Below are 25,675 nucleotides of genomic sequence, written 5' to 3' on the forward strand. Positions count from 1 at the left end.
GATGCTACCATTTTCCATTGAAAAAGAACGATTAACGCCAAACCAAATAAAAATAGCTAATTACATTTCTAAACATCTCCAACAAGTATTACTATCAACAGAGCAAGAAATTGCGCAAGAAGTTGGAGTAAGTATTGCCACTGTTTCCCGCTTTTGGTCTATGATCGGCTATCATAATTTAAAAGATTTTAAAAAACAGATGAAAAAGACGTTAGAAGTATCTCCTGCCGGCAAGATTAAAAGAGTTCCAACGCACCCATCTCATTATCTAACATTAGAAAAAAGCCTTTCACTATTACAAGAAACATTTGATAATCTGGATCAGTCACGTTTTCAACAATCACTCGATATGCTCTATCGTGCCCAACATGTCTACATATTTGCCAGTGGTCCTTCGAAAGGATTAGGGGAATTACTACATTATCGAATGCGCCGTTTTGGCATATTCGTTCAATTAATTGAACACCAGGGAAATGAACTCTTAGAAGAGCTTATCCATTTTCAAAGAGAGGATGTCGTCATCGTATTTGCATTCGGAAGATTATTACCAGAGGCAAAAGTCATATTGGACTACCAACGAAAAATTCATTTTCAAACGATCATGATTACCGATCAATTAGTAGCAGATTTCACTTCTATGTCCACTATTACCTTATTTGCAAGTAGAGGGGATGCTAACGAATTCCATTCCATGGTGGCACCAACTATTTTAGTAGAAAACCTGATACTAGGATTAAGTGTAAAAGAGCACGCAGATAATATTAAAAGATTGGAGCACTTATCCCATTTAAGAAAAAAGTATGATAAAGAACTTCCACGATAAAAAATAAATGTGTCCATATTCCTATAATCACAAAAATACATTGTAACTATTTACTTATTTATTTATACTAAAAGTAATAGATCATCATTACATATGTAGAAAAGGGAGACTATAGACATGGACCTTATTCAAACAATGAAACACAATGATACCAAGCATAAGAATATTTTAATGATAAGCATCCTAGCGATTATGATGAGTGCAGGACTTATATTATCGTTCCTGACGAATCAAACTCTATCAGCAATCTTTTATGCAAGTGAGCTTCTAATTGCCTTGGTACTATTTTTTATATTGCAAAAAAGGTTCAATAAACCTCATATAATACCTTTTTTTACTCGTTATTATGTACTTCAGTCTTATCTTTATTTTTATAGCACTTCAAGGTGCAAGTGCAACAATTTTTATTATTGTACTTTTTCTTAGCTTATTTTCAGGCATTCAAATGAATAAGAAAGTGTTTTATACAGGATTTGTTATCGGACTATTTGTCATAGCTTATAATTACTATGAAATGGATAAAACAAATGAATTAATGGTAGATATTTTTCTATACACGTCACTCACTTATTTGCTAACGGGGATTATTTTTCACTTCATTATTAAAATGGCGAATAACCAAATGAAACAACTTGCTGACTTGTTACAAACATCTGAATTAGATAGTCATACAAAAGAACAACAAGGACAAGTCGTCGAAAAATCGGTCACAAACATCTTGAAAAAAATTGCACAGGTCAATGACAAATTACAAGACAATGTCAAAACACAAAATGACCTGAATGCTACTATTCATGAAATCTCTCAAGCTAGTCAATCACAATCAGAGCAAATTTCTGATATTTCCAATGCCACTAATGATACTCGGCAAAATATTGATGTTGTCGAACAGACTTCTCAGCACCTTTATGACGAAGCTTCACAAGCTACCGAATTAACATTGTCTGGAAAAGAAAAAATGGATACATTAAATGAAAATAACCGTGTCCTAGAACAGACAATTGGTGATTTAAGTAGAACCTTTGCTGAATTAACCAATAAAATTAAAGAAACAAATGGGTTTGCCGATAACATTAAAGAAATTACCGAACAAACCAATTTACTTGCTTTAAATGCATCCATTGAAGCGGCACGTGCAGGAGAAGCAGGGAAAGGATTTGCAGTTGTGGCAGATGAAATAAGAAAGCTGGCTGACTTAACAGGAGAAACAACTGAAAAAATCACAAGCAATTTATCCGCTTTAAATGAAACAAATGAATCCGCCGTTTCTCAAATGGATAAAAGTATGCAAAACTTTGTCGACGGTATGCAAACGTCTGAGCAAGTAACTGGTTATTTTGAAAGACTAACTACAACGATGGGAACATTAAATGATGCGTTACAGAACTTTTCCCAATTAGCTAAGGAAGTACAGGAACAATCAAACGGTGTAGACGAGTCCACTAATGATTTAGCAGCGATTATCGAAGAGACTTCAGCTAGTCTAGAAGAAATGAGTTCAACGATTACCATCTTAACAGAAAGCAACCAAGAGCTCGTTGCATTATTAGATGATGTAGTAGAAGGTTCAGAGACATTAAAAAAACAATTTTAAGATTTAGAGGAATGAGAAATTTTATAAAAAGCTAAGATAAAGCTTAAAAAAATCAACAACATTGAAAAGGATAGATAGAGCAGAATAAATTATGCTCTATCTATCCTTTTTTTATACTGCCATTGTCCTGTAAGTACATTAATTGAGCTTACTCTATTTTCATCTCTACTGCTTCCTTTCCAAATTTGTGCTATATTTATTGCAAAGGAGAGGATCGCATGACACAGATTCTAATCGTTGAAGATGAAGAAAAATTAGCTCGTGTATTGGAATTAGAATTAGGATATGAAGACTACCAAACTACTATCGCTACAGATGGGCAGAGAGCTTTTCAACTTTTACAAGAAAATCAGTATGACCTCGTTTTATTAGATATTATGCTGCCTGGGATCAGCGGCCTTGAAATTCTCAGGCGCTATCGAAAAACAAATACAGCAACACCAATCCTTTTATTAACTGCTCGTGATGAAGTTCACGATAAAGTTTCAGGTCTTGACTTAGGAGCCAATGATTATATAACAAAACCATTTCAAATCGAAGAATTATTAGCAAGAGTCCGGGCACAACTCCGTCAGACAGGACCTGCTAATTCTCAGCAAGACCAACTGTCCTATCAAGATTTAACCATCGATCTCCAATCACGAGATGTCACAAGAAACGGTGAAATAATTGATCTTACCCCTCGTGAATATGATCTGCTTACCTTCTTATTACAAAATAAGAACCAAGTCTTCAGTCGTGATCAATTATTAGATAAGGTCTGGGGTTTTGATTATGCCGGGGATACCAATGTTGTTGACGTCTATATCCGCTATATTCGCAATAAAATTGATAAACCATTCCAGAAGGTAACTCTTCAAACTGTTCGAGGTGTAGGTTACACGATAAAGGATGTAAAACAATGAAATTACGATCAAAAGTACAAATTTTCTTGAGTGGCTTTATGATCCTGGTTATTCTTGTCATCAACAGTGCTGTTTATCTTTTATATGAAGAGCGGGTTAGTGAAAATGAGTTAAACCGAGTTAAAGCAGATGCAGAAAACGTTATGGAGGCTATCGCAGAAAATTCTACTGTCGACGTTGAGAATAATAATCTACTAAAGGCATTCCTTCCTGCAAATGCCATTATACGGATTATAGAAGAGGATATGGAAGAACAAGATCCATTGCACGAAGTTTACACAGAAGAACAGTTTACACAGTGGCCATTCTCCTATTTGACATACGAACAAACCAGGATTGCAAGAGATGAAAATAAGACACCTTATGCTCAGGTATCCATACCGATTATTTGGGAAGATGGCTCCATTGTAACATTACAGGTCAGCGAAGCACTGTACTCAATGGAGGATTCATTAAGTACACTTCGGCTAGTATTATTCCTTACCGCAGGAGTAATGCTATTCCCAGCATTGTTTGCTGGATATTTTTTATCCCGGTATATTACAAAACAAATACAGTCATTAACATTAGAAATGAAAGAAAACCCGAAGAACGGTAAATGGGAGAAACTTACCATTAATAAAAAAAATAAAGATGAAATCAGTGAAATGCAGCAAGCCTACAATGCTATGATTGAGCGGGTTGAGGAGAATAGACAGAAGCAAGAACGTTTCGTATCCGATGCTTCCCACGAACTTCGAACCCCTATCTCGGTTATTAAGAGCTATGCAGAACTGTTAAAAAGACGTGGAAAAGATAAACCGGAAATTTTTGATGAAGCCACAGATGCCATACTCTCAGAATCAGATCGAATGCAACATTTAACCGAGCAAATGCTGGTCTTAGCAAAAAAAGAAGACCAGGAAAACATCAAATTCGAACAAGTCAATATTAGTCAGATTGCCCGTGATGTCATTCGATCGTTATCTACTGCTTATCAACGTGAAATTAAATTTTATCATGACACAGATCACGATATCACCGTTAGTGCAGACCGTAATAAGATTCAACAGGCTATCTATATTTTAGTTGATAATGCATGTAAATATAGTGAGGATATCGTGGTTGTGCAGATACAGGAAAATCATCAACAGTTAACGATTGCTGTTAGCGATAATGGAGAAGGCTTATCGAAAAATGAGCAGGAACATATTTTTGACCGTTTTTACCGTGTTGATAAGTCTCGTAGCCGAAAAGCCGGCGGAACCGGTCTTGGCCTTGCTATCTGTCATCAGATAATTCAGGCACATGGAGGCGAAATTGAAATCACAAGTCAAGTCAATCAAGGATCAACCTTTACACTAACATTACCAATGTGAGAATGAAGGCTTCCATTTCTCATCAAATTCTCATTTTTCTCTCATGGTCTACTCATTATGATTGATTAGACTGTAAGTAACAAGAAACAAGGAGTGATCATGAATGAAAAACAAACGATTTATTATTATATTAACTGTTATCATCGTCATTGGTGGTGTAGTGGCTATTTACAACTTCTCTTCTAATCCTGCCAGTGCCTATTTATCAGAAGAAGAGGCTAAGGAAAAAGTCTCCAATCAATTCTCAGGCGAGATCATGGAATTAGAATTAGATGAAGAAAATAATCGAAAAGTATATGAGGTGGAAATCAAAGGGACAGATCGCGATTATGAATTGAAAATCGATGCAGAAACAGGGGAAATTTTATTATTAAACGAGAAAACCGATACTCTAAAAGACAACTCAACAACAAAAGAAAAAACTCCTGATGATCACGATAATACTGCTCAAGAAAATGAAAATGAAACGGACATTAAAGACGAGCAGAATGAAGAAACGAAGCAACAATCCAATAACTCAAATAACACATTAATTTCAGCGGAGGAAGCACGAGCTATTGCTACAGATCAATATCCAGGTACAATTACAGATTTTGAGCAGGATGAAGATGACGGAACATACCTATACGAAATCGAAGTAAGAACAGACACGCATGAAGTTGATTTGGAAATTGATGGATACACTGGTTCCATTATCTCCATTTCAAAAGATGACCTCGATGATGAGTAAATAATGTCCTTCATGCGTGATGAAAGACATTAATCCAAGTAAGTCTCATTTTTATGGAAGAAAAACAATATATAATAAATAAACAACTAACAAGTAAATCAATGAGCTTGCAAATAAATGATTTGCCCATTTCTTAATAGAGTGGGCTTTAAATCCTGCGATACCAATTGCTAACCAACCGAGATTCAACAATGAAATGAGGATATAAAACAAGTTGCTAAATCCAGTTAGAAACAAAGGTATAATTAATAATAACGCCATATAAACAACAGTCCGACGAATGGTAACCTGGTAACCACGCACAACTGGTAACATTTTCAATCCTGAACGAGCATAATCCTCATATTTGCGTATGGCAATTGCATATGTATGTGGCATTTGCCATAGGAACATAATTGCAAAAAGTGTCAGTGGAATCGGATGAAAAACCGAACCTATCACTGCCCATCCCATCATTGGCGTGACTGCACCAGATAAACTGCCAACATGTGTATTCCATGTCACTCTTCGCTTGGTCCACACAGTATAAACCACAACATAGGTATACCATCCAATAAAACCAAAAATAGCCACTTCCATATTAATTAATAATAATAGAAGTTGACCCACCAGACTCAGTGATATTCCTAATATTAGAATCGCTCGTAATGATATAGAACCCGTGACAGACGGGCGTTGTTTGGTGCGTTCCATTAATTTGTCAACATCTGCTTCCAGCCAGTTATTTAACGTTAAAGCTCCAGCTACTAGCACCGCACTTCCAACTAAGAACAAAATAAAATCTACCCAAATGTCCTCAAATGAACGATTATAATAACGTGCTGCCATAATAAATCCAAGTAAACCAGGCAGCACGTTAGCTATTAAGACAAACCTTTTAAATAAATATTTTAACTCTGTCAACACATTAACCATTCCATGAACTCCTTAAATCTTCTTTATCACGGTGCTAACCGTCCGCAAAACCCCTACTGATGGGAGTTTCACTTTATATAAATATGCCAGCTTGAACCTGTTCCAATGTTGTGAGCTTTAGCAAATGAACCCTGATTGATCGCCACTGCTAAGTTATCCAAGGAATTCACATATAATACTGGCTCTCCTATTTGAATGGTCGCGAAAGAACGACCAAATGTCACTTTATTATGATACACTCTTCTCGTATCATGGAGAATTTCTATTTCTACTGCTTCCCCGTAATCAATATTTAATTGAAGAAAAAGTTCTCTACTAATATTGGTCCACAAATTACCAAAACGAACATCTAATATATCAATTGTCCCGCTTATCGATTGTTCCTCAAGCTTCGGCTCATAAAATGGCAGGCGTACAATATCCTCAATAGCTAATTCTGGCCCAACGTTATCAAAAGAAATCACCCCAGCTGCTATTCTGGCACCTGTATATGCATAAATATCACGTCCATGAAAGGTATGAGAAGCGCCTGACATTGGTAATCGATTGACTTCTTCATCAATTTCACGGATTTGCTTGATACCTATTTTGTAATAAATATGTGTTAGCGTACCATTATTTGGTGTAACAATATATTGATTATTCTCCGTTTGAACAACCACACTTTTTCTTCCTGAACCTACTCCTGGATCTACTACAGATACAAAAACAGTATTCTCCGGCCAATAGGACACTGTTTGAAGTAGACGATAAGAACCTGTCCAAATATCAAATGGTGGTATATCATGGGTATTATCGAATATTGAAACAACTTTACTTACACTATGTGCAACACCTTTCATTGCACTTACAGCTCCATCTTCTAGTCCGAAATCTGATTGTAATACCAATGGATTCATCATCATGATTGCCCCTTTCTATGCTTAGCACCATTATACTATTATCTTACAATGAAATAAAAGTATATCATTTGTAGCGTGAGTTCCTTGTTGATAATGTTTAGATTCAATATTAGAAGAAAAGCGAGCAGATTTCAAAGAACGGGTCCATGACTAAAGTGATGAGGTCCATTAATATGGGCTTTATTTTTTTATAAGGGAAAGTATATAACCATTGATGTCACAACTTTTATAAGCAAGTATGATAGGAAAAGGTGATTCAACACGTTTATTTTCAGAAGCAAGAATAGTTATACAGATGGAGTTGTCATTTTGAAAGCTAGCTAGTGCAAGTCAACCGCTACGGCTGACTGTTTCGCTTTCCTTTTTTCTACAACGAATAGTAGAAAAAGCATATTGGGTTTTATAACCTCTATTAGTGATTTCCCATGCCCTACCCTACACTTTCACCAGTATAATAACTCAAGTTGCCTGGTCTGACAAATGTTGTCGCGCATGCATAAACGTAGGCCGCCCACTTCAACTCCTGTGGGAATTGTTGGGCCTGAAGATCCACTTTTTCGAGCGGGTTTTGCTCGAAGAAGTTAGCTGAAGGACAAACCCCACGGAAAGGGGAGTGGGCAGCCGGAGAGGTGGTCAAGCTGTTCAAGTATTTCATAATAGATGCTTGAGAAATGGTAAATCTTTAGCTTTTAGTCATAAGGACTGAGCGGGTTTTTGCTCAGTTTTTCCTCGTAAACTTGAATTACCTAATCATTAAAAGGTACAATTATCTATAATAGGAAGAAATAAGGAGGTTGAAAAGGTGTATAAGTGGGTTTTAAGTATTATTATCATTGCATTTATAATTTTAATTTCTTATATAAGTATTAATATATTTGCAGGTTTGGAAAATCAACCAGAAAAAAATCCTGTATTTAAAAGTGAAGTAGAAGAACCAGAGGAAGAAAAAACAGATAATGATGAAGAATTAGAGTTAACTGAGCTATCTGAAGATAAAGCGGAGGAAAACAAAGAAAAAGGCTATTTAAATACATTTGGAGACCCAAAGAAGAAAGAGGAAGTTAAGGAAGAAGTGTTTAAAATATATATGAATTATATGGCCCATCAAAAAGTATATGCTGATCATATGTGGGGATTCTATGAGATCACACCAGACAGAATTAATTTTCTGTTTGAAGTGTTAGAGATTAAAACATATGAACATGAAGATGTATATAAAGAGATTTTGACAAGATGGAAAGAAGGAGATTTCTCCCAAGCAGTGCAAGATCATAATAAAATATGGAGATTACAAAACGGGAATGTAGGTAGAGCAACCCGATTATTAACAGATGAAGAAGAACAAGCAATTTTAAAGAAACACAATCAGTAAAGCTCATATGTATGAGCTTTATTTTTTTGTGAAAAATACGAGGAAAACAGGAGAAATCAATCACTCAGGGGTAGATCATTATGAGTGAATATTTTGCAAAACGTTTACGTATATCAAAGGAATCTTATGAATACATGCAAGAATATGCCCAAAAACATTACATTCCTCAGGATAACAGAATTATAAACAATATCATTGAAGATCACAAAGAAATGACTTCTTTGGAGAATAGAGAACAGGATTTTATAGAAAACATTAGTGATAACATATCCAAAGAGATTAATAAAGAAATAAGAAGAATACGATTAGGAACAAATAACACAGACCGTAATAAAAACAAAGAATAAATCCACATTATGAATTTACTTCTTAAGAAACCTCATCTGGTGGTACGATTTCGAATTCACCTTCTGCATACTCTTGCTCCGCATAATGGCTGCCCCATTGACAGAGCTCATGCAAGATAGGTTTAAGAGATTCTCCAAGTTCAGTGGGTGAATATTCAACCTTCGGAGGTACTTGATTATACATCTTTCTGCTCACAAGTCCACTGGCTTCAAGCTCTCTAAGTGTTTGAATCAGCATTTTCTGAGTTATATTTGGGATAATGCGCTTTAATTCACTCGTTCTCTTTGGTCCATTCATTAAAAAGTATAATACAAGGCCCTTCCATTTCCCGCCAATAACTTCCATTGTCATTTCAAAACCACAACTAAATTTTTTCATGTCTAGACCTCTCCATTCCAAATTTATTACTTTTTAGTTACTATATCACAAAAAAGTGGGTACTTCCAAAAACATGGATACTGATGGATACTATATGTTGTAAGGTGTTTTTCACGTACTTAAAGGTACTAGACATAAAACAAAATTAACTCTAAAGGAGTGTTAAGTATGGGTAAGTTTGAAGGTAAAATAGCGCTTGTAACGGGCGGAACAAGTGGCATTGGTCTTGCTACAGCACAAAAGTTTGTAAGCGAAGGTGCATATGTTTATATCATAGGACGCAGACAAAATGAACTTGATAAAGCTGTTAACCAAATTGGCAAGAACGTAACCGGTGTTCAAGGGGATATTTCTAAGCTTGAGGACTTAGACAAACTATATGACATTATAAAGCAGGAAAAAGGTAAGTTGGATATACTTTTTGCTAATGCAGGCGTCGGCAGCCTTCTTCCATTAGGTGAAATTACTGAAGAGCAGGTTGATAGAACGTTCGACATTAACGTTAAAGGAACGATATTTACTGTTCAAAAAGCATTATCATTATTCCCGAACAAAAGAGGTTCCATTATTGTAACGGGATCTACTGCTGGATCAATTGGCAACCCAGCATTTAGTGTATATGGAGCATCTAAAGCAGCACTAAGAACTTTAGTTCGCGACTGGATTCTTGACCTAAAAGGAACTGGCATCCGTGTAAATGTGGTTAGCCCAGGAACTATTCATACGCCTGCCTACAATGAGCTTTTTGGTGATGCACTTGAAGAAGTACTTGAAAATACAAGAAATACTGTTCCAGCCGAAAAAGTTGGGACACCTGAAGAAGTAGCAAACGTTGTATCTTTCCTTGCTTCAGACGAAAGCAGCTACTTGACTGGTGTTGAATTGTTCGTAGATGGCGGGCAAGCACAGGTTTAATTTAACAGCGCAGAGATTACAAATGGTCCCGAAAAAAGGTTTTCTTCCTTTTTTCGGGATTTTTAATATTTAGGTTGAAACGGCTTAAATAAGTTCCTCCTTACGCTTTTGCTAATTGACCCTATTAATCGCTCGAAACTAATGATAATTTCTACTTTTTATCTGGTACCCCATGATACTAATCAATTAAATATCCATATAATGTCCAGTATCATCAACAAATGCGAACTGACTTGATTTCCAGCCATTTTCTATTAATCGGTATATATTATCAGCCGTGTCATTCGGATCTTTTGGTGCTTTATCTCCACCCATAGCTGTTTTCATCCATCCAGGATGAACAGATACAACTTCTACCGGCTCTCCCTGCAAATATACGCTTAATTTTTCAGTCAGCATATTTAATGCTACTTTTGTCATACCATAAGGATAGTCACCACTATATGCATTGGTTAGACTCGCTGCTTCCGAACTGATATTAATAATAGCTTGTGTTTCTGCTACTTGTTGTCTAAGACCTATTCGCAAAACAGGTAAGAAATGTTTCACGATCCGCATAGGCCCTACAGTGTTTACATCAAATGCTTGAAGTACTGCATTCAAATCCACTTCTTCTATCGTTTTCTCCCGTTCATTTAAAATAGCTGCATTATTTATAATCACATCTAAATACTGATCGGTCAGTTTAACTGCTTCAGCAGCTTGTTTGACTGATTTTTCATTAGTTACGTCCATATGTATAATCCGAAGTTGTCCTTCATAAGATTCTTTTAAGTTTTGCAATTCTTTTATATGTTTATCCGCTACAGAGCGAACAGCAGCAAAAATAATATTGCCTTTTTTCAGACCACTGTGAACCAAGGCTAAACCTAATCCTCTATTAGCTCCTGTAACTAAAACTTTCATCATTTCACCTCATTCATCACTTTTGTAAACCCTTACAATAATCTTATCATAAATTTGCTTCGATTTGGTAAAAAACTACTAATTATAGTCGGATGGTTTGTGTGGTTATGCGTACTTTTGCATAATACACATACTTAAAAACAGACAATTTCAAAACGTAGAAATTGTCTGTTAGCGCTCTTTATTCTTTTTTGGTCCTTAATACCTTTAAAACCTCCATTAACACAACACTCATCAGTGCTAAAGAGAATGCGATCAAACCTTGATTCCAGCCAAATTCATCCGGGATGCGGAATACTGCTCTAGCAAAAGGCATGATGATAATCGAATATAAGACAAATCCAATCACAACAGCACCTAACACATATTTATTCTGAAAAAAACCTGCTCCAAAAGCAGTTTGAACATTCGATCTTGCCGGGAAGGTTTGTAATGTTCTTGATAGAATCAAGGTGGTGAAAGCCATTGCTACACCCATTCCTTCTGAGTGCTGTAATCCGATATAATGAGACACAATAACTGCCACACCAATTAATAGACCACGAATAATTACCGATCGTAATGTTCCACCAGCAAAAATTCCTTCATCTATTTTGCGCGGTTTCCGCTTCATAACATTTGGTTCTGATTTCTCCATACCTAATGCAATTGCTGGCAAGGAATCATTGACAAGGTTGATAAATAATAATTGCAATGCTGTAAACGGATTGGCCCAGTTCATTATTACCGCAAACAGAATCGCTATAATCGCACCTAAGTTACCAGCAAATAAATAAGCAATTGACTTTTTGATATTATCAAAAACGGTTCGCCCAACACTTACTGCTTTAACAATTGATACAAAATTATCATCTGTTAATATCATCGCAGCAGAATCCTTCGCCACATCAGTTCCACTTCCCATTCCGATCCCTATATCTGCTTGTTTCAATGCAGGTGCATCATTAACACCATCACCTGTCATGGCAGTTACTTGATTTTTGCGTTGCCAAGCTTTTACAATTCGGATTTTATTCTCAGGAGAAACACGTGCATAAACAGAAATACGCGCTAGTTTCTTATCTAATTCTTGATCGGACATATCATCTAATTCTTTACCGGTTACAGCCATATCATCTTCTGCCATTAATCCAATTTCCTTACCGATCGCTTCTGCGGTTGTTTTATGGTCTCCAGTGATCATCACTGGCTTTATTCCTGCTTTTTTCGACTCTTCAATCGAGCCATAAACAGCATCTCTTGGTGGATCCATCATAGCTGTAAAGCCTATTAATGTGAAGTCTCGTTCATCATCTAATGTAACCTGATGATCTGGCTCCATTTTTTTATACGCAAAAGCTAATACACGCAAAGCTTGCTTAGAATAACTCTCATTTTGATTATCCAGTATATTGAGCCAATCGGATGTTAGTTCTTGTTCCTCGCCGTTAACCAAAATAGTGCTTGCTCGATCTACCATCACATCTGGTCCGCCTTTGATCAACATCAATCGTTCATCACCAATCGTATAGACTGTCGACATCATCTTTCGTTCTGAATCAAAAGGCAATTCTGCTTCTCGCTTATATTTATTTCGCAACTCTTTATATGGTTGCTTTTGCTTATCTGCTAAACGAATTAGCGCAATTTCCGTCGGATCTCCAATCTCCTTGTTATCTTCATTAATATAAGAGTCATTACAAAGTGCTGCCGTCTGAATTAATAACCGTTCAGCTTTCGTCCATTTTTCATTACTGAATGGATCCTCTACTTCCGGCAAATAAGCTTCTGTTACTGTCATTTGATTTTGGGTTAGTGTTCCTGTTTTATCAGTGCAAATTACACTGGTAGAACCTAGTGTCTCTACGGCTGGTAAACGGCGGATAATCGCATGTTGTTTTGCCATTTTATTGGTACCAACAGATAAAACAATCGTCACAATCGACTGTAATGCCTCTGGAATAGCTGCAACCGCAATCGCAACTGAGAACATTAAGGCATCTAATACCGCTTTTGTCATATCAACATCGGCATCCCCCAACCAGATACGACCTACCTGCACAGCAAAAATAACCATACAAATGAGTAAAATCGCAATACCTAGTTTCTTACTGAAGGAATCTAGCTTTCGTTGCAGGGGTGTTTGTTTTGCTTCCGCTGTTTCAATCATTTCAGCAATTTTCCCAATCTCAGCTTTTTCACCAGTTGCTGTCACCACAAAAGTACCGCGACCATTGACCACTAAGGAGCTGGAGAATACCATATTTAACTGATCCCCGATCGATACTTCCTCTTGAATAGGATCCGTGACTTTTTCTACCGCATCAGACTCACCTGTCAGCATGCCTTCATTAATTTTTAATGATTCAGCGTCTAATAAACGACCATCTGCGGGTATGTAATCCCCTGCTTCTAGTAAGACAATATCACCGGGTACTAATTCGCGTGCCATAATCGTCTGACTTGTACCATCCCGAATTACTTTTGCTTCCGGTGCAGACATATCCCGTAGTGCATCCAATGAGCTTTCCGCCTTCTTCGTTTGCACAACACTGATAATTGAATTTAACAAAATAACGATAAATATAATGATGGATTCTATTAATTCACCCAGTACTAATTGCACAATTGCCGCCACCAAAAGCACAACGACCATTGCATCTTTGAATGTATCCATAAATAGCTTCCATGTGGGTACTTTTTCTTTATCAGCGATTTCGTTATACCCTTCCTGTTCGAGTCGGTTGTTCGCTTCATTACCTGCAAGACCTTCTAATTTCGTTACTTCCCATTTATCTAAAACTTCTTGCTTCGTTTTTTGGTAACTACTCAAGATTTATCTCCTCCTGATTCGATCGTAATTAGTACTTTTTCGATACGATAATCGGACATTTCTACTGCTTCAAACGTTAAATTTTTATATGATATTGCTGGGCGTTCTGAATTCTTTGGAATATATCCCAATTGATGAACAATAAATCCATTCACTGTATCGAAATCATCAGAAGGTAACTCTATTTGAAAAGCTTGCTCTAATAAATAGAGATGAGTCGTACCTTCTACTTCAAATTGATTCGTGTTTACCTTTTTCAAGCTACTTGCTTCATCTTCACCGGGTAAATGATGTTCGCTTAATATTTCCCCGACTATTTCCTCAATTATATCTTCCATAGTAATAAGGCCATCAATACCACCATACTCATCGACTACCATTGCGATATGGAGGTTATGCTTTTTCATATCTCGAAAGGCTACATCAATTGGCTGGGACTCCATCACATAATAAGGTTTACGCAAGAGATGATTCCACGTCTGACCATTCTTTTTTAAATAAGCAAACATGTCTTTCATATGTAATGTACCAACAATATGATCAATATCCTCCTCATAAACAGGAAAACGAGTAAAGCGCTTGTCATTGATGACGTCTAATATTTCGTCGCTACTTAAATTGATATCAATCGCTGTAATATCCGTTCGATGTGTCATTATATCGGAGACAGTTTTATCATTAAATTCAAATATGTTATGAATCATCCGTTTTTCGTCATTTTCAATCGTTCCTCTTTCGCCACCAATATCCACCAGCATTCTTATTTCTTCTTCATTTGCCTCCTCTTGTTTTGCATGAGGATCTACCCCAAATAATTTTACGATTAAGTTCGTCGAAATATTCAAAATTTTAACAAATGGATAACTTACTTTAAATAAAATCGATAAAGTGCTAACTGTTTTATATGCTATTGTTTCTGCCCTTTGCAAGGCTAATTGCTTCGGAACCAATTCTCCAATTACCAATGTAAAGTAAGAGAGCAGTATCGTGATGGTAATAACAGCGATTGTTTTCAGTAATGATAAAGCAATCGGTACACCGATAGCCACTAACCATTCTGCTAAAGGTTCTGCAAAACGATCGGCAGCAAATGCACTGGCCAAAAAGCCTGCCAGAGTAATTCCAATTTGAATTGTTGCTAAAAAACGGCCAGGTTCTAATAATAAAGCTTGTAATTTTATCGATTTCTTATCACCTTGTTCCGCTCGTTTCTTTATTTTATTGTCATTTAAAGCTACTAACGAGATCTCAGAAGCAGCAAAAAACGCATTTATTACTATTAGTAATAAAAGAATAATGAAAGATAAAATCAAAATACCACCTACTTTTTACTAGTCTTATCATTGTTATACCCAAATTAAACTGTAACAAGACAATTTTTCCCGATAATAAATGATTAAAATGTCTAATTCGGATGAAACCTGTTACAAATTATGGCATAATAGATTATGTTAGAAAATTCATGCTTAATATGTGATAATAAAAATAATTTAATTAGTACTCAGAAAGTAGTTGGTGAGAATTATGCAATTAGAAATAGATAAATCTTCCTTATCGGTATATGAAGCATTAGCAAGCCACGTCAGGTTAGAAATTATCCAATTATTATCCAAGAATAAAATGAATATTAAGGAACTATCCAGTGTTTTGGGGATCAGTAGTCCAATTGTGACAAAACATATTGAGAAATTAGAAAAGGCTGGTATTATTCGGACGGAGAAAATTCCAGGAAAATCTGGCTTACAACGAATTTCCATACTGAAAGTTGACCACATTGAAGTGAACTTTCCTAAAAAAATATATCATTCGTTTGCCACATATGAAACTTCGGTACCTGTTGGCCATTACACAGACTATCAAGTTGTACCTACATGCGGCTTAGCGACTAGTAAAGACTTTGTTGGTCCAGTAGACCAAACGAAATATTTTATGGATCCTAAACGGATGGATGCACGAATATTATGGTTTACACAAGGATTTATTGAATATAAAACCCCTAATTTTTTGCAAGAAGAAGATCAATTACAACAGATGGATATCAGCTTTGAAATCTCATCAGAGTTCCCATTCTCAAACGAAGTATGGCCGTCTGATATCACTTTTACTCTAGACAATGTTGAATTAGGGGTATGGCAAAGCCCTGGTGATTTTGCGGATACCAGAGGGAAGTATACCCCTGACTGGTGGCCACATAATATTAATCAATACGGGTTATTAAAAACAATTCGTATAACATCACATGGTACTTATATGGACGGGGAACCTATGTCAGATGTAACCATTAATGATTTAAACACTTCTGTAGATGGATGGAAATTTAGAGTGGAAGTAAAAGAAGATGCAGAGCATGTCGGTGGTGCCACACTGTTCGGAAGAGAATTCGGAAACCATGATCAAGATATTAATTTTAAATTATATTATATATAATAGTTAAGGCTGTCTCATAAAAGAAAAAAGAGATGAACCCGTTTCAATAAAATTTTATTGAAACGGTTTTTTTTGCTTTGAAGATAAACTAATGTGTGTCCATTGATACAAAACAAACAACTTCACATTCGCTAATACTTCATTTAAAATAAAAGTAGAAGAATGTCGAATTATGAAATGATTTAGAAAATGAGGGAACAGCCATGAAAAAAACAGTTATCATTGCAGATGATTCGCGGTTTATGAGACATTGGCTTAAACAGACAATTGAAAAACACCATTATCTAGTTATTGCTGAAGCTTCAACTGGATTAGAATCGATCAAAGCATATCAACAACACAAACCTGATATTATCATTTTAGATATCATCATGCCAAAATCAAATGGATTAGATGCTTTAAAGAAAATCAAAGGATTAGATCCATGCGCAAATGTCATTATGGTCTCTTCCCTCGCCACTCATGATAACGTAACGAGAGCATTGCATCATGGGGCCAAGGACTTTATCATCAAACCACACTTTCATAATCTAATACAAATAATGGATAATATATTTGATTAAGAAATGCTTTATTCACGTAAGAAAAAGCTTGGTATTAGTATAATTCAACCAAGCTTTTTCTTATTAAAATAATTCGAAATAACTTTCTTGTCCAAGGTGTTGCACATATTTATCCACCAACTCTTTTAAATCCGCCGATTCTTCTAAAAAGAGCCACTGATCGTCTCTTTCACCAGTATAAGATTTCCGCTCTACTTGAAATGCTCTTGTGTTTTTATCTAGCAATGTAAAACATAACTGCGCATCATATGTTTTATATTTTGGATCTGATAACGCCTCAACAATTACAGGATTTTCATCAAACGGGACCGGATTTTCATACGTATACAAATAAATGCTCTTTTGTCTGATATCTAACTTATAATCCTTGATCGGGCTATTGATTTCCATACTCTCTTTAATTAGCTGCACTTCTTCACTGGTTATTTTCCGTTTTGATTGTTTCGTTAAGAACACTCTTCCATTCGGGTGTTCATATATTTCATAACCTTCTGGAATACTATCAATCGAAGTATCAGGATCATCTTTTTTAAAATAATAAGTTGGATTACCTTTGTTTGTTTTTCTTACATGTAAAAAATACTCATCTCCGCGAAAGTTCGTATATTGCACTGCCATCTTTACACCACCTTTAGTTTCATAGCCACTACATAATTTCAAGAATTTACTTTCATTAGTATAACAAAAATCAGAGTAAAGTGAAACTTTGAAAAAATGCATTTCCTTCATTGCAGAAAAATGTGTTGGCTGATGCCAAAGCACAGTCCTCCCCAACTTACTTATTGGGATATCATCGAAATGAGTAGATGCCCCCACTATCTAGGTAATATTATTCAACAAACGAATGAAGTAACGTTATCGAGGGATTTTGAAAGGAGCAAGATGCCATAAGTGTGTTAGGTAACTTTTTGGGTTATCTAACCAAATTATGAGCAGACCTTTCCCTTTATAATAGATTCCTAAGTTTTTTTACATTTATTTCGGAAATTGTTTCTTTGGATTATGATAATATAGTGTAAGAAGGATAAATATTGGGAATAGTTTAAAGGGAGTTACTTTTGTGTAAATAAAGGAGTGCATATGCATGGAAATCAAAGTATCAGATCAAGCTTTACAATGGTTTAAAGATGACGTAGAAGTAAGCGATGGAAATACCATTAAATTTCAAGCTAAATACGGTGGCTATAGTCCGATACATGAAGGTTTTTCACTAGCCTTTGCACTAAATGAACCAATGGGGGAAACCATTACAACAACAGAAAAAAATGGCATTACTTTTTTTATTGATGATACAGATGCATGGTATTTTGAAGGTTATAACTTAATCGTCGAATATGATGATAAATTAGATGAAGTTGCATATGATTATGAAGAAATTCATTAAGAAAGAGTGAGGGATAGCCTCACTCTTTTTCTTTATCCAAACCTCCCACTTCTTAAACGCTATTACAACGAAATAGTAAGAACTTATGTTAAAATAAAAGCAAACTTAATAGTAAGTATTGAAAGTCAGGATATACGATCTATGAAGGAGGCTTTATTCAATGAGCAAACAAGATTTCCGCAAAGCGATGAGCAAATTCGCAACAGGAATTACTGTCGTTACATCGGAATTTGAGAATAATATACAAGGGATGACGGTCAATGCATTTATGTCTGTTTCTCTAGACCCACAATTAATCACTATATCACTAGATTCCAAAACGAATTTTCATCAAAATGCCGATAAAATTAAACGATTTGGTGTCAGTATACTCCGGGAAGAGCAGCAAGAAGTATCAATGATTTTCGCTAAACAAATGGATAAAGAATTCAAAGATTTTACAACATTAGACGGTATCCCCGTCATTAATCATGCACTCACTACACTGGCATGTACTGTTGTTAATACAGTGGAAGCTGGTGATCACTTGTTGATTATTGCTGAAGTAGACGAAATCAAATTAGACGAAGGTAATCCAATTCTTTATTACAACAGTGCTTACAAAAGAATCTCAGACGAATAGAGAAGGTACGGAGGAAGGTCATGGCAATTCTTGCAATCTTACGAAAAAGTGCTATATTACCTAAAAAAGAAGCTTTGTTTTGGCTTAATCGAGTAAGTATGAGGGATACACTCGCTTATCTTTTTCTATTATTCTTTATCAGTTTCTTACCAAATGTAATCTTAATTATAGCAAACTTTGAACAAGATCAATCACATATTTCATTCAGTCAATTTTTACTACAAATTATTATCTTCTATCCCTTCTTTATGATGTTTGTAGTTGTTACAGGTATTTCAATATTGGCAATCGGTTCATGGATACTTAAATGGTCCCTGCAACGAAAATTAGCGTATCAGCAACTATGGAAAATGACTTCCTTTGCGTTACTGTGGCCATTAATATTGTATCATCTGTTATTTTTCACACCATTACCGACTTCTTATGCTTTTTTGGTTGGTTTAATGTTGTTATATATACTCATGTATCAGATGATTTTGATTTACCCGAAAAAAAGGAAGTGAGGGAGTTTCTTTGGCAAATAGTGAATGGAAAATAAACCATAGTTCAACAACACAAATAGATCGTTTTAAAATAACGATTGATGAAGTATTACTTGCAAATGAGCAGACACAAAATTTTTCGTATATTGATTTTCATGACGGGGTATGTGTTTTAGCAATTACGGAAGATAATCAAATAGTAATGCTAAAGCAATATCGCCATCCGTTACATTCTACAGAGCGTGAATTTCCTGCGGGCATGATAGAAGAAGACGAAGAACCTCTGCACGCAGCAAAACGGGAATTATTAGAAGAAACAGGATACCACGCAGAAGACTGGCATTCTCTTGATTATTTCTACCCGTCTCCTGGTTCCACAACCGAAAAAATTCATCTTTATCTGGCATCAAAGGCAATAAAAGTGGCTGATCAATTCTTAGATGAGCTTGAAAACATTGAAGTAGAAGAAGTTAGTATAAAAGATTTTTGCAAACTGATTGAACAAGGTAATTTTCGTCATGGTGCCGGTCTCGCTTGCTGGGCAAAATATTTAAGCATGACTTTCAATTAACAAATGAAACACTGGATCAGCCAAGTGTCTGCAAGAACGTTATATTCTTGCGGACACTTTTTTTGTTTGTTATTCGTAAGATTCAGGCCACAAAAAAAGCTAAAGCCCCATGGAGGCCTTAGCTATTATTGATCATGTCTCTTACATTTGTTACTTCTTCGTCGGGGACTATATAATAATAAGTTCCACCTATAGTTGTCCCTGATCCTTTCATTCGATAACTTGTCACATTTTTTCTTGTATTCCTATACCCATTTAGTAACGACTTCATGGCATCAAAGTCCAGACTGGTAGACATATTATTACCCATGATATCAATTACTTCATCCACCTTGGTAATATTTGCTACGCTGGCACCTTCATTAATAATCGCTTGAATTACTTTTCGTTGACGATCTGTTCTTCCAAAGTCACCAGCTGGATCTTTCTTTCTCATCCTCACATATGCGAGAGTTTTTTCTCCATCCATGTCAACTGGGCCTTTAGTAAACTGATACTTGCCATCATTCCACTCGATCTCATTATCAACAGTAATCGTTCCCACCTCATCCACCAACTCTTGTAGGCCTTCCATGTTGATGCGAACGAAATAATCAATATCAATATCCAGGAAATTTTGAACAGTTTGTACAGCCATATCAGGTCCACCAAATGCATAGGCATGATTAATTTTATCCTCACTACCTCTGCCAACGATCATTGTACGGGTATCTCGCGGAATACTAACTAACTGCATCTCATCTTTTTCCGGTTTTAATGACAATACCATCAAAGCATCAGACCGGCCTGAATCGTTAGCACGTTGATCCACACCTAATAACAATATATTTAATGGTTCAGCATTTTCTGTTTTCTCTTTTACTTTTTCAGTATCTATTGATTCTACCGGATCATGCATTTTAGAATCGAATGTATCTTCCACATCATTCACAATCGACCATATGTAACCACCTACAGCTAAAATAATAACCAACAGAATAATGAGTGGAGTCAATATCCACCATTTTTTTGATTTTCTTCTATTTGTTCTTGTTTCCACGCTCAATCAACATCCTATCTTATTTTTTCTGAATAATCTTCCATCATTATAGCACAATTAGACTAAGAAAAGAAAACTACTATTTGAATTTTTTAGCAAATTATCACAATTTTTGTATAAGTATATCAAAAAAGGTTTATTCCTTGGCTAAATATTTTTTATTACTTAAACGTTTAATTATATTTTAAAGTTTATCATAGTTGAATTATATATTTTATTATATATAAAATCCTTATTAACACACTAAAAACATGGCATATCAAACTTTTTTATTACTATATCGATAACTTAATTTTTATATTTAATTACTTTACAAATAAATAATATTATTTATAATACTAATTAGATAGCGTTTTCACTCGTTGTTGGGGGTGATCATTTTTATCCTGAAAACGTTAGATGACTGTAAAGGAGGAGAAGTATGAAAATCAAAAAAAAGACTGCTTATATTTTGATAACGTTTACATTTATTCTTTTGATTCTATCCCATACAAAAATGGATGTTGAAGTCTCTGCAAATGAACAATCACTTAATCTAGTAGATCCCAAAATAAGTGATCAGACAAAAGCATTATTCTCTTATTTTCAAAGTATTAATGGAGAACATGTTCTTTTTGGCCAGCAACATGCGATTGATGAAGGCTTAACATTAACGAACGATCCCCCACGTACTGCTTCTGAGCAATCAGAAATTTTACATGCTGTGGGGGATTATCCCGCCATTTTCGGTTGGGATACGTTAAGTATTGTTGGTGATGAAAAACCTGGTGTAGAGGGTGATGTTGCTCAAAGTATTAAAAACTTGGTAGCATCAATGGAAAAAGCAGACGAACTTGGCGGAGTAATTGCTCTGAGCATGCACCCTAAAAACTTTGCAACAGGTGGACGATACAATGATACGTCAGGCAATACAGTTCCAAAAATTCTACCAGGTGGTCCCAATAATGATGATTTCAATGCATGGTTAGATAATATTGCTAAACTAGCTCATTCGGTAAAAGACGAGAATGATAACCCAATTCCGATAATTTTCCGACCATTTCATGAACAAACTGGTGGTTGGTTCTGGTGGGGAGCACATCAGACAACTCCGGAAGAATATAAAGCTCTTTACCGTTATACGGTTGAGTATTTAAGAGATGAAAAAGGAGTCCATAACTTTTTGTATGCATTCTCACCAGGTGCCGGTCCTGCTGGTGATTTGGACCGTTATTTAGAAACATATCCTGGTGATGAGTATGTGGATATTCTTGGTATCGATAATTATGATGATAAAAATAATGCAGGTTCGGAAAGCTGGTTAAATGGACTCGTAAAAGATTTAGCAATGTTAGTGGATCTAGCAGAGGAACGAGGAAAAGTTGCAGCCTTAACAGAGTATGGCTATAGTGCTTCTGGCATCAATGAAAAAGAAAATACACTAGATTGGTACACGCGTGTTTTAAATGCGATTCAAAATGATCCGAAAGCAAGCAAAATTGCCTATATGCAAACATGGGCTAATTTTGGTTGGCCAAATAACATGTTCGTACCTTATAAGGATATTCACGATGATTTAGGCGGTGACCATGAATTATTACCAGATTTCCAAGCGTTTAAAGAAAGTGATTATTCTGCTTTTCGTGAAGACATCCAAGAGAAAGTCTATACAGAAGAACATAAAAATAGTCCCGTGGCAACTGAAGGACCAACCGCACATATCGCATCCCCTGTTTCAGGTACAACGATTACAGACAATTCGACAAAGTTCCGGGTACGCGTACTTCACGACAATCCACAACAAGTTACTTACACAATAGAAGGTTCTGATCAAGCGCATTCGCTCACCTTAGATGCAGACAGCAATTATTATGTAGCAGATTGGATGCCAACTACAGATATGAATGGAACTGCTACTAATATTACATTCAAAGTAGTTCATCAAGATGGTTCCATTTATGAAGAAACGGTTAAAGTATTTGTAAAAGCAAGTAGTTTACCGTCAAAATTATATACTTTCGATGATAATATTGACGGGATTAAAACAAATGGAACGCATCCAGTAACAAACACAATCACATTTGAACATGCAACATTAGCTGATGACGGTAAATTAAAATTCCAAATTGAAGGCATGGATGCGAATGAAACATGGCAAGAATTAAAGTTAGAATTGACAGATCTATCAGAAGATGATTTGCAGGCTATCAACCAAGTTGAATTAGAAGCTCTACTACCTGTTTCTGTTGGTGACGGATCGATTCAAGCTGTAGCCATGCTTCCTGATGATTTGGAAACCAAATATGGGATGAATGAAACATCCAAAGATATATCCGACTTAGAAGAAGTAACCATCAATGGGGAGACTTTTAAAAAATACCATACATCCATCAATGTGCCAGATACGATAGAAGCACGCACGATTGCGATATCGTTAGTAGGCAATCAACTTGACCTGACAGATGCTATCTACATTGATCATATTAAACTGAACAATACCTATGTCGAAGCACCAATTGATCCATTATTGGTTGACAATTTGGAAGGCTACTTGGGTGACGACAGTTTATTAGAAAACGCTTATTCCAGTAACGGGGACAAAGTAACACTCCATCATTCCTCTGAAAACAAAAATGAAGGGGAATACGGTTTAGCGTATAACTTTACGATTGCTGGAATGGGCTATGCTGGTCGTCAGACATCATTAGCTAATGTGGATTGGTCAGAAACAAATGCTTTCCAATTCTGGTTAAAGAATGATAGCTATCCGAATGATTTAACCATTCAAATCCAAATTGGTGGCATAAGTTTTGAAGCATATCATGATTTAGACGAGCCTTCTGAAGGGATCATCACTATCCCTTTTACCAAATTCACTCCTGCTGCTTGGGAAAATAAACCCGATGTTGTAGTGGACAAGGAGAAACTGACAAATGTCACACAATTTGCTATTTACACAGGCGGTGAAGAAGGAAGAGGAACACTTTATTTTGATGATATGCGCGCAATATATGATGAAGCACAGCCCGAAGTACCCGAGGCAGTAGAAACACCAGAGGATGAAGAACGTAATCCAGTATTATTCGATTTTGAAGACGGTGAATTAGCTTGGAATATTACTTCCGGAACTGCAGAAGAACCTTCCATTGTGGAAAATGGCATTAATGGATCCAGTCTAAAGACAACATTAGATTTAACATCAAATGATAGTATGACTATTTCTACTACAAGCATTACAGATTTATCTAATGAAAAAAGCTTGAGTGCTAAAGTTCACTTATCTGAAGGACAGGCTCAAGCTAAATTCTTTGTAAAAACTGGCGAGGATTGGGCCTGGGCTGATGGTGGTGTAATTGATTTAAATAGTGGAGACGTGACAACACTTTTATTAGATTTAACAACGATCGAAAGTCTCGACAATGTGGGAGAAATTGGCCTGGAGCTGATCCCTGTTGAAGGAGATACAACTGCTACTATTTTAATGGATGATGTCCTGTTAACAGATGGTAGCGAAACTCCTGATCCTGAGCAAGAAGAACCAACGGAAGATATCCATTCTATTGACAACAAAGAAACATTTACTAAAGAAGATAACAGCTATCAATTTGATTTAACTACAAAAAAAGTAGAAATAACCAAAGATATAATCACACAATTAGAACATGATGCTACTGTTCAATTAAACTATAAAAAAACAACTGTTACTATTCCTGTACAACTCTTACAATCATATAATGACAACATCACCTTCGCTTTTAATCAAGTATCAGAAGATATCAAAGAAAAGCGCAAAGACGTATTAAGCGATCTTATTGATTTTCAATTATTTGCTGGTGAACAGGAAATAACTGAATTCGAACAGCCAATAAACATTACTTATACTTTAGATGCTGATCAAGAATTCGATGCAAATAAACTTCAGGTCATTCTTGTTGATGAAAATGGTGAACTTGTGACAGAACAACGCTTTCAAGCTGTTTGGAATGAGGAAACCAAAAGGGCGAGTGCAGACGTGACACACTTTAGTATATATGGTGCGTTTGAGTATAAGGAAGAAGAACAATCAGAAGAGGCAGAGCAAGATCCAGATAGTAACGAATCTGATGAATCCGCTAACCATGATAATACGGGCGCAGGTCAGAAGGATGAATCAAAAAATAATTTAGGAATTAACAACACAGACAGCAATTCTGATCAAGATCAATCCTTGCCAGATACGGCAACTCATACCGCCAATTGGCTACTAGCTGGTTTACTACTTACGCTTTCAGGTATTGTAACGTTGGTGATGGCAAGGCGAAAAAAAGTTCAATAAACAATGAAGATGATCCATAGGGCGGTCCAATAAGTTATAGCTTATGACGGCCCTTTCCCTCTATAGGATAAAGGGAGCTTTCCGTCAGTAGTAGTTTTTGGACCATTAGCACCGTGATGAAAAGGTAATTTTCCTATTTAGATTATTGTTTAATTATTATTTCCGTTCTATCGACAACTACACTTATTTTTCTTTTTCACCCGAAAACAGAGCACTTCTTCTGATTTTCAGCTCCTCGCGGTGTTTAGAACACTTCTATTCGACGGTCTCTTCTGATTTTTATAGCTAACCACGAATACTTGCATTTCGATAGCAAAAGGCAGATAATAATAACA

Annotated in this window: 23 protein-coding genes; 15 read left to right on the plus strand and 8 right to left on the minus strand. The window is 35.9% G+C overall.

Annotated features, from left to right (window positions below):
* Position 1: 1 nt before the first annotated feature.
* From BM121_RS02475 to BM121_RS02495, 5 genes are all read left to right on the plus strand, one after another.
* Complete coding sequence (locus tag BM121_RS02475) at positions 2-823, plus strand: MurR/RpiR family transcriptional regulator (protein ID WP_091480677.1); 822 nt, start codon at positions 2-4, stop codon at positions 821-823.
* A 445-nt stretch (positions 824-1,268) separates the two neighbouring features.
* On the plus strand, positions 1,269-2,417 hold the full coding sequence (locus BM121_RS02480) for a methyl-accepting chemotaxis protein (RefSeq protein ID WP_245780707.1): 1,149 nt from the start codon (positions 1,269-1,271) through the stop codon (positions 2,415-2,417).
* Positions 2,418-2,635: 218 nt separating this feature from the next.
* Positions 2,636-3,322 (plus strand): response regulator transcription factor, encoded by a 687-nt coding sequence (locus BM121_RS02485; RefSeq protein WP_091480680.1) that lies wholly within the window; start codon positions 2,636-2,638, stop codon positions 3,320-3,322.
* A complete protein-coding gene (locus BM121_RS02490; RefSeq protein ID WP_091480682.1) occupies positions 3,319-4,680 on the plus strand; it encodes a sensor histidine kinase in 1,362 nt (453 codons plus the stop codon). Before BM121_RS02485 ends, BM121_RS02490 begins: the two co-directional genes overlap by 4 nt.
* A gap of 103 nt (positions 4,681-4,783) precedes the next feature.
* Positions 4,784-5,410, plus strand: coding sequence for a PepSY domain-containing protein (locus BM121_RS02495; protein WP_091480685.1), 627 nt, complete (start codon positions 4,784-4,786; stop codon positions 5,408-5,410).
* Between the two features lie 51 nt (positions 5,411-5,461).
* On the opposite strand, the gene cyoE is transcribed toward BM121_RS02495, so the two are convergent.
* Positions 5,462-6,325, minus strand: a complete 864-nt coding sequence (gene cyoE, locus BM121_RS02500; RefSeq protein WP_091480686.1) for a heme o synthase — start codon at positions 6,323-6,325, stop codon at positions 5,462-5,464.
* Positions 6,326-6,393: 68 nt separating this feature from the next.
* Positions 6,394-7,230, minus strand: a complete 837-nt coding sequence (locus BM121_RS02505) for an SAM hydrolase/SAM-dependent halogenase family protein (RefSeq protein WP_091480688.1) — start codon at positions 7,228-7,230, stop codon at positions 6,394-6,396.
* Between the two features lie 799 nt (positions 7,231-8,029).
* On the opposite strand from BM121_RS02505, the gene BM121_RS02510 reads away from it, so the two are divergent.
* Both BM121_RS02510 and BM121_RS02515 read left to right on the plus strand, forming a co-directional pair.
* On the plus strand, positions 8,030-8,599 hold the full coding sequence (locus tag BM121_RS02510) for a DUF6241 domain-containing protein (RefSeq protein ID WP_091480691.1): 570 nt from the start codon (positions 8,030-8,032) through the stop codon (positions 8,597-8,599).
* 80 nt (positions 8,600-8,679) lie between these two features.
* Entirely contained in the window at positions 8,680-8,946 is a 267-nt protein-coding gene (locus BM121_RS02515) for a hypothetical protein (RefSeq protein WP_091480693.1), read from the plus strand.
* 22 nt (positions 8,947-8,968) lie between these two features.
* Here BM121_RS02515 and BM121_RS02520 read toward each other — a convergent pair whose 3' ends face one another.
* Positions 8,969-9,325 carry a winged helix-turn-helix transcriptional regulator gene (locus BM121_RS02520; protein ID WP_091480696.1) on the minus strand — a complete coding sequence of 119 codons (357 nt, stop codon included), beginning with the start codon at positions 9,323-9,325 and terminating at the stop codon, positions 8,969-8,971.
* Positions 9,326-9,493: 168 nt separating this feature from the next.
* Between BM121_RS02520 and BM121_RS02525 the strand changes: the two genes are divergently transcribed.
* Positions 9,494-10,240 carry an SDR family NAD(P)-dependent oxidoreductase gene (locus BM121_RS02525; protein ID WP_091480699.1) on the plus strand — a complete coding sequence of 249 codons (747 nt, stop codon included), beginning with the start codon at positions 9,494-9,496 and terminating at the stop codon, positions 10,238-10,240.
* Positions 10,241-10,426: 186 nt separating this feature from the next.
* On the opposite strand, the gene BM121_RS02530 is transcribed toward BM121_RS02525, so the two are convergent.
* The 3 genes from BM121_RS02530 to BM121_RS02540 form a co-directional block, all read right to left on the minus strand.
* Complete coding sequence (locus BM121_RS02530) at positions 10,427-11,146, minus strand: SDR family oxidoreductase (RefSeq protein WP_091480703.1); 720 nt, start codon at positions 11,144-11,146, stop codon at positions 10,427-10,429.
* Between the two features lie 181 nt (positions 11,147-11,327).
* Positions 11,328-13,958 (minus strand): cation-translocating P-type ATPase, encoded by a 2,631-nt coding sequence (locus BM121_RS02535; protein ID WP_091480705.1) that lies wholly within the window; start codon positions 13,956-13,958, stop codon positions 11,328-11,330.
* On the minus strand, positions 13,955-15,271 hold the full coding sequence (locus BM121_RS02540) for a hemolysin family protein (protein ID WP_091480708.1): 1,317 nt from the start codon (positions 15,269-15,271) through the stop codon (positions 13,955-13,957). The genes BM121_RS02535 and BM121_RS02540 overlap by 4 nt, the downstream gene beginning before the upstream one ends.
* Positions 15,272-15,482: 211 nt before the next feature.
* On the opposite strand from BM121_RS02540, the gene BM121_RS02545 reads away from it, so the two are divergent.
* Together BM121_RS02545 and BM121_RS02550 are read left to right on the plus strand one after the other, a co-directional pair.
* Complete coding sequence (locus BM121_RS02545) at positions 15,483-16,385, plus strand: ArsR/SmtB family transcription factor (protein ID WP_091480711.1); 903 nt, start codon at positions 15,483-15,485, stop codon at positions 16,383-16,385.
* Positions 16,386-16,588: 203 nt separating this feature from the next.
* Positions 16,589-16,948: a response regulator gene (locus tag BM121_RS02550; protein WP_091480714.1), complete on the plus strand. Its 360-nt coding sequence runs from the start codon at positions 16,589-16,591 to the stop codon at positions 16,946-16,948.
* 63 nt (positions 16,949-17,011) lie between these two features.
* On the opposite strand, the gene BM121_RS02555 is transcribed toward BM121_RS02550, so the two are convergent.
* A complete protein-coding gene (locus BM121_RS02555; RefSeq protein WP_091481252.1) occupies positions 17,012-17,566 on the minus strand; it encodes a hypothetical protein in 555 nt (184 codons plus the stop codon).
* A gap of 466 nt (positions 17,567-18,032) precedes the next feature.
* On the opposite strand from BM121_RS02555, the gene BM121_RS02560 reads away from it, so the two are divergent.
* The 4 genes from BM121_RS02560 (at position 18,033) to BM121_RS02575 (ending at position 20,007) form a co-directional block, all read left to right on the plus strand.
* The gene (locus BM121_RS02560) at positions 18,033-18,332 is read left to right on the plus strand and encodes a HesB/YadR/YfhF family protein (RefSeq protein ID WP_091480716.1); all 300 of its coding nucleotides are present in this window, start codon (positions 18,033-18,035) and stop codon (positions 18,330-18,332) included.
* 160 nt (positions 18,333-18,492) lie between these two features.
* Positions 18,493-18,954, plus strand: a complete 462-nt coding sequence (locus BM121_RS02565) for a flavin reductase family protein (RefSeq protein ID WP_091480719.1) — start codon at positions 18,493-18,495, stop codon at positions 18,952-18,954.
* A gap of 20 nt (positions 18,955-18,974) precedes the next feature.
* Positions 18,975-19,457: a DUF1189 family protein gene (locus BM121_RS02570; protein WP_091480721.1), complete on the plus strand. Its 483-nt coding sequence runs from the start codon at positions 18,975-18,977 to the stop codon at positions 19,455-19,457.
* A gap of 10 nt (positions 19,458-19,467) precedes the next feature.
* Complete coding sequence (locus BM121_RS02575; RefSeq protein WP_091480724.1) at positions 19,468-20,007, plus strand: NUDIX hydrolase; 540 nt, start codon at positions 19,468-19,470, stop codon at positions 20,005-20,007.
* A gap of 118 nt (positions 20,008-20,125) precedes the next feature.
* On the opposite strand, the gene BM121_RS02580 is transcribed toward BM121_RS02575, so the two are convergent.
* Entirely contained in the window at positions 20,126-21,046 is a 921-nt protein-coding gene (locus BM121_RS02580; protein WP_091480727.1) for an LCP family glycopolymer transferase, read from the minus strand.
* Positions 21,047-21,467: 421 nt separating this feature from the next.
* On the opposite strand from BM121_RS02580, the gene BM121_RS02585 reads away from it, so the two are divergent.
* On the plus strand, positions 21,468-25,340 hold the full coding sequence (locus BM121_RS02585; protein ID WP_091480730.1) for a glycosyl hydrolase: 3,873 nt from the start codon (positions 21,468-21,470) through the stop codon (positions 25,338-25,340).
* Positions 25,341-25,675: the final 335 nt, after the last annotated feature.

Origin of the sequence: Gracilibacillus orientalis (assembly GCF_900114645.1) — a bacterium.
GTDB lineage: Bacteria > Bacillota > Bacilli > Bacillales > Amphibacillaceae > Gracilibacillus > Gracilibacillus orientalis.

Bases quoted from the DNA above. Each gene is read 5' to 3' on its own strand.
- BM121_RS02530 (WP_091480703.1), bottom strand. From the start codon at position 11,146: ATGAAAGTTTTAGTTACAGGAGCTAATAGAGGATTAGGTTTAGCCTTG.
- BM121_RS02550 (WP_091480714.1), top strand. From the start codon at position 16,589: ATGAAAAAAACAGTTATCATTGCAGATGATTCGCGGTTTATGAGACAT.
- BM121_RS02545 (WP_091480711.1), top strand. From the start codon at position 15,483: ATGCAATTAGAAATAGATAAATCTTCCTTATCGGTATATGAAGCATTA.
- BM121_RS02520 (WP_091480696.1), bottom strand. From the start codon at position 9,325: ATGAAAAAATTTAGTTGTGGTTTTGAAATGACAATGGAAGTTATTGGC.
- BM121_RS02490 (WP_091480682.1), top strand. From the start codon at position 3,319: ATGAAATTACGATCAAAAGTACAAATTTTCTTGAGTGGCTTTATGATC.
- BM121_RS02560 (WP_091480716.1), top strand. From the start codon at position 18,033: ATGGAAATCAAAGTATCAGATCAAGCTTTACAATGGTTTAAAGATGAC.
- BM121_RS02525 (WP_091480699.1), top strand. From the start codon at position 9,494: ATGGGTAAGTTTGAAGGTAAAATAGCGCTTGTAACGGGCGGAACAAGT.
- BM121_RS02515 (WP_091480693.1), top strand. From the start codon at position 8,680: ATGAGTGAATATTTTGCAAAACGTTTACGTATATCAAAGGAATCTTAT.
- BM121_RS02505 (WP_091480688.1), bottom strand. From the start codon at position 7,230: ATGATGATGAATCCATTGGTATTACAATCAGATTTCGGACTAGAAGAT.
- BM121_RS02495 (WP_091480685.1), top strand. From the start codon at position 4,784: ATGAAAAACAAACGATTTATTATTATATTAACTGTTATCATCGTCATT.
- BM121_RS02570 (WP_091480721.1), top strand. From the start codon at position 18,975: ATGGCAATTCTTGCAATCTTACGAAAAAGTGCTATATTACCTAAAAAA.
- BM121_RS02480 (WP_245780707.1), top strand. From the start codon at position 1,269: ATGAATAAGAAAGTGTTTTATACAGGATTTGTTATCGGACTATTTGTC.
- BM121_RS02585 (WP_091480730.1), top strand. From the start codon at position 21,468: ATGAAAATCAAAAAAAAGACTGCTTATATTTTGATAACGTTTACATTT.
- BM121_RS02475 (WP_091480677.1), top strand. From the start codon at position 2: ATGCTACCATTTTCCATTGAAAAAGAACGATTAACGCCAAACCAAATA.
- BM121_RS02565 (WP_091480719.1), top strand. From the start codon at position 18,493: ATGAGCAAACAAGATTTCCGCAAAGCGATGAGCAAATTCGCAACAGGA.
- BM121_RS02485 (WP_091480680.1), top strand. From the start codon at position 2,636: ATGACACAGATTCTAATCGTTGAAGATGAAGAAAAATTAGCTCGTGTA.
- cyoE (WP_091480686.1), bottom strand. From the start codon at position 6,325: ATGGTTAATGTGTTGACAGAGTTAAAATATTTATTTAAAAGGTTTGTC.
- BM121_RS02555 (WP_091481252.1), bottom strand. From the start codon at position 17,566: ATGGCAGTGCAATATACGAACTTTCGCGGAGATGAGTATTTTTTACAT.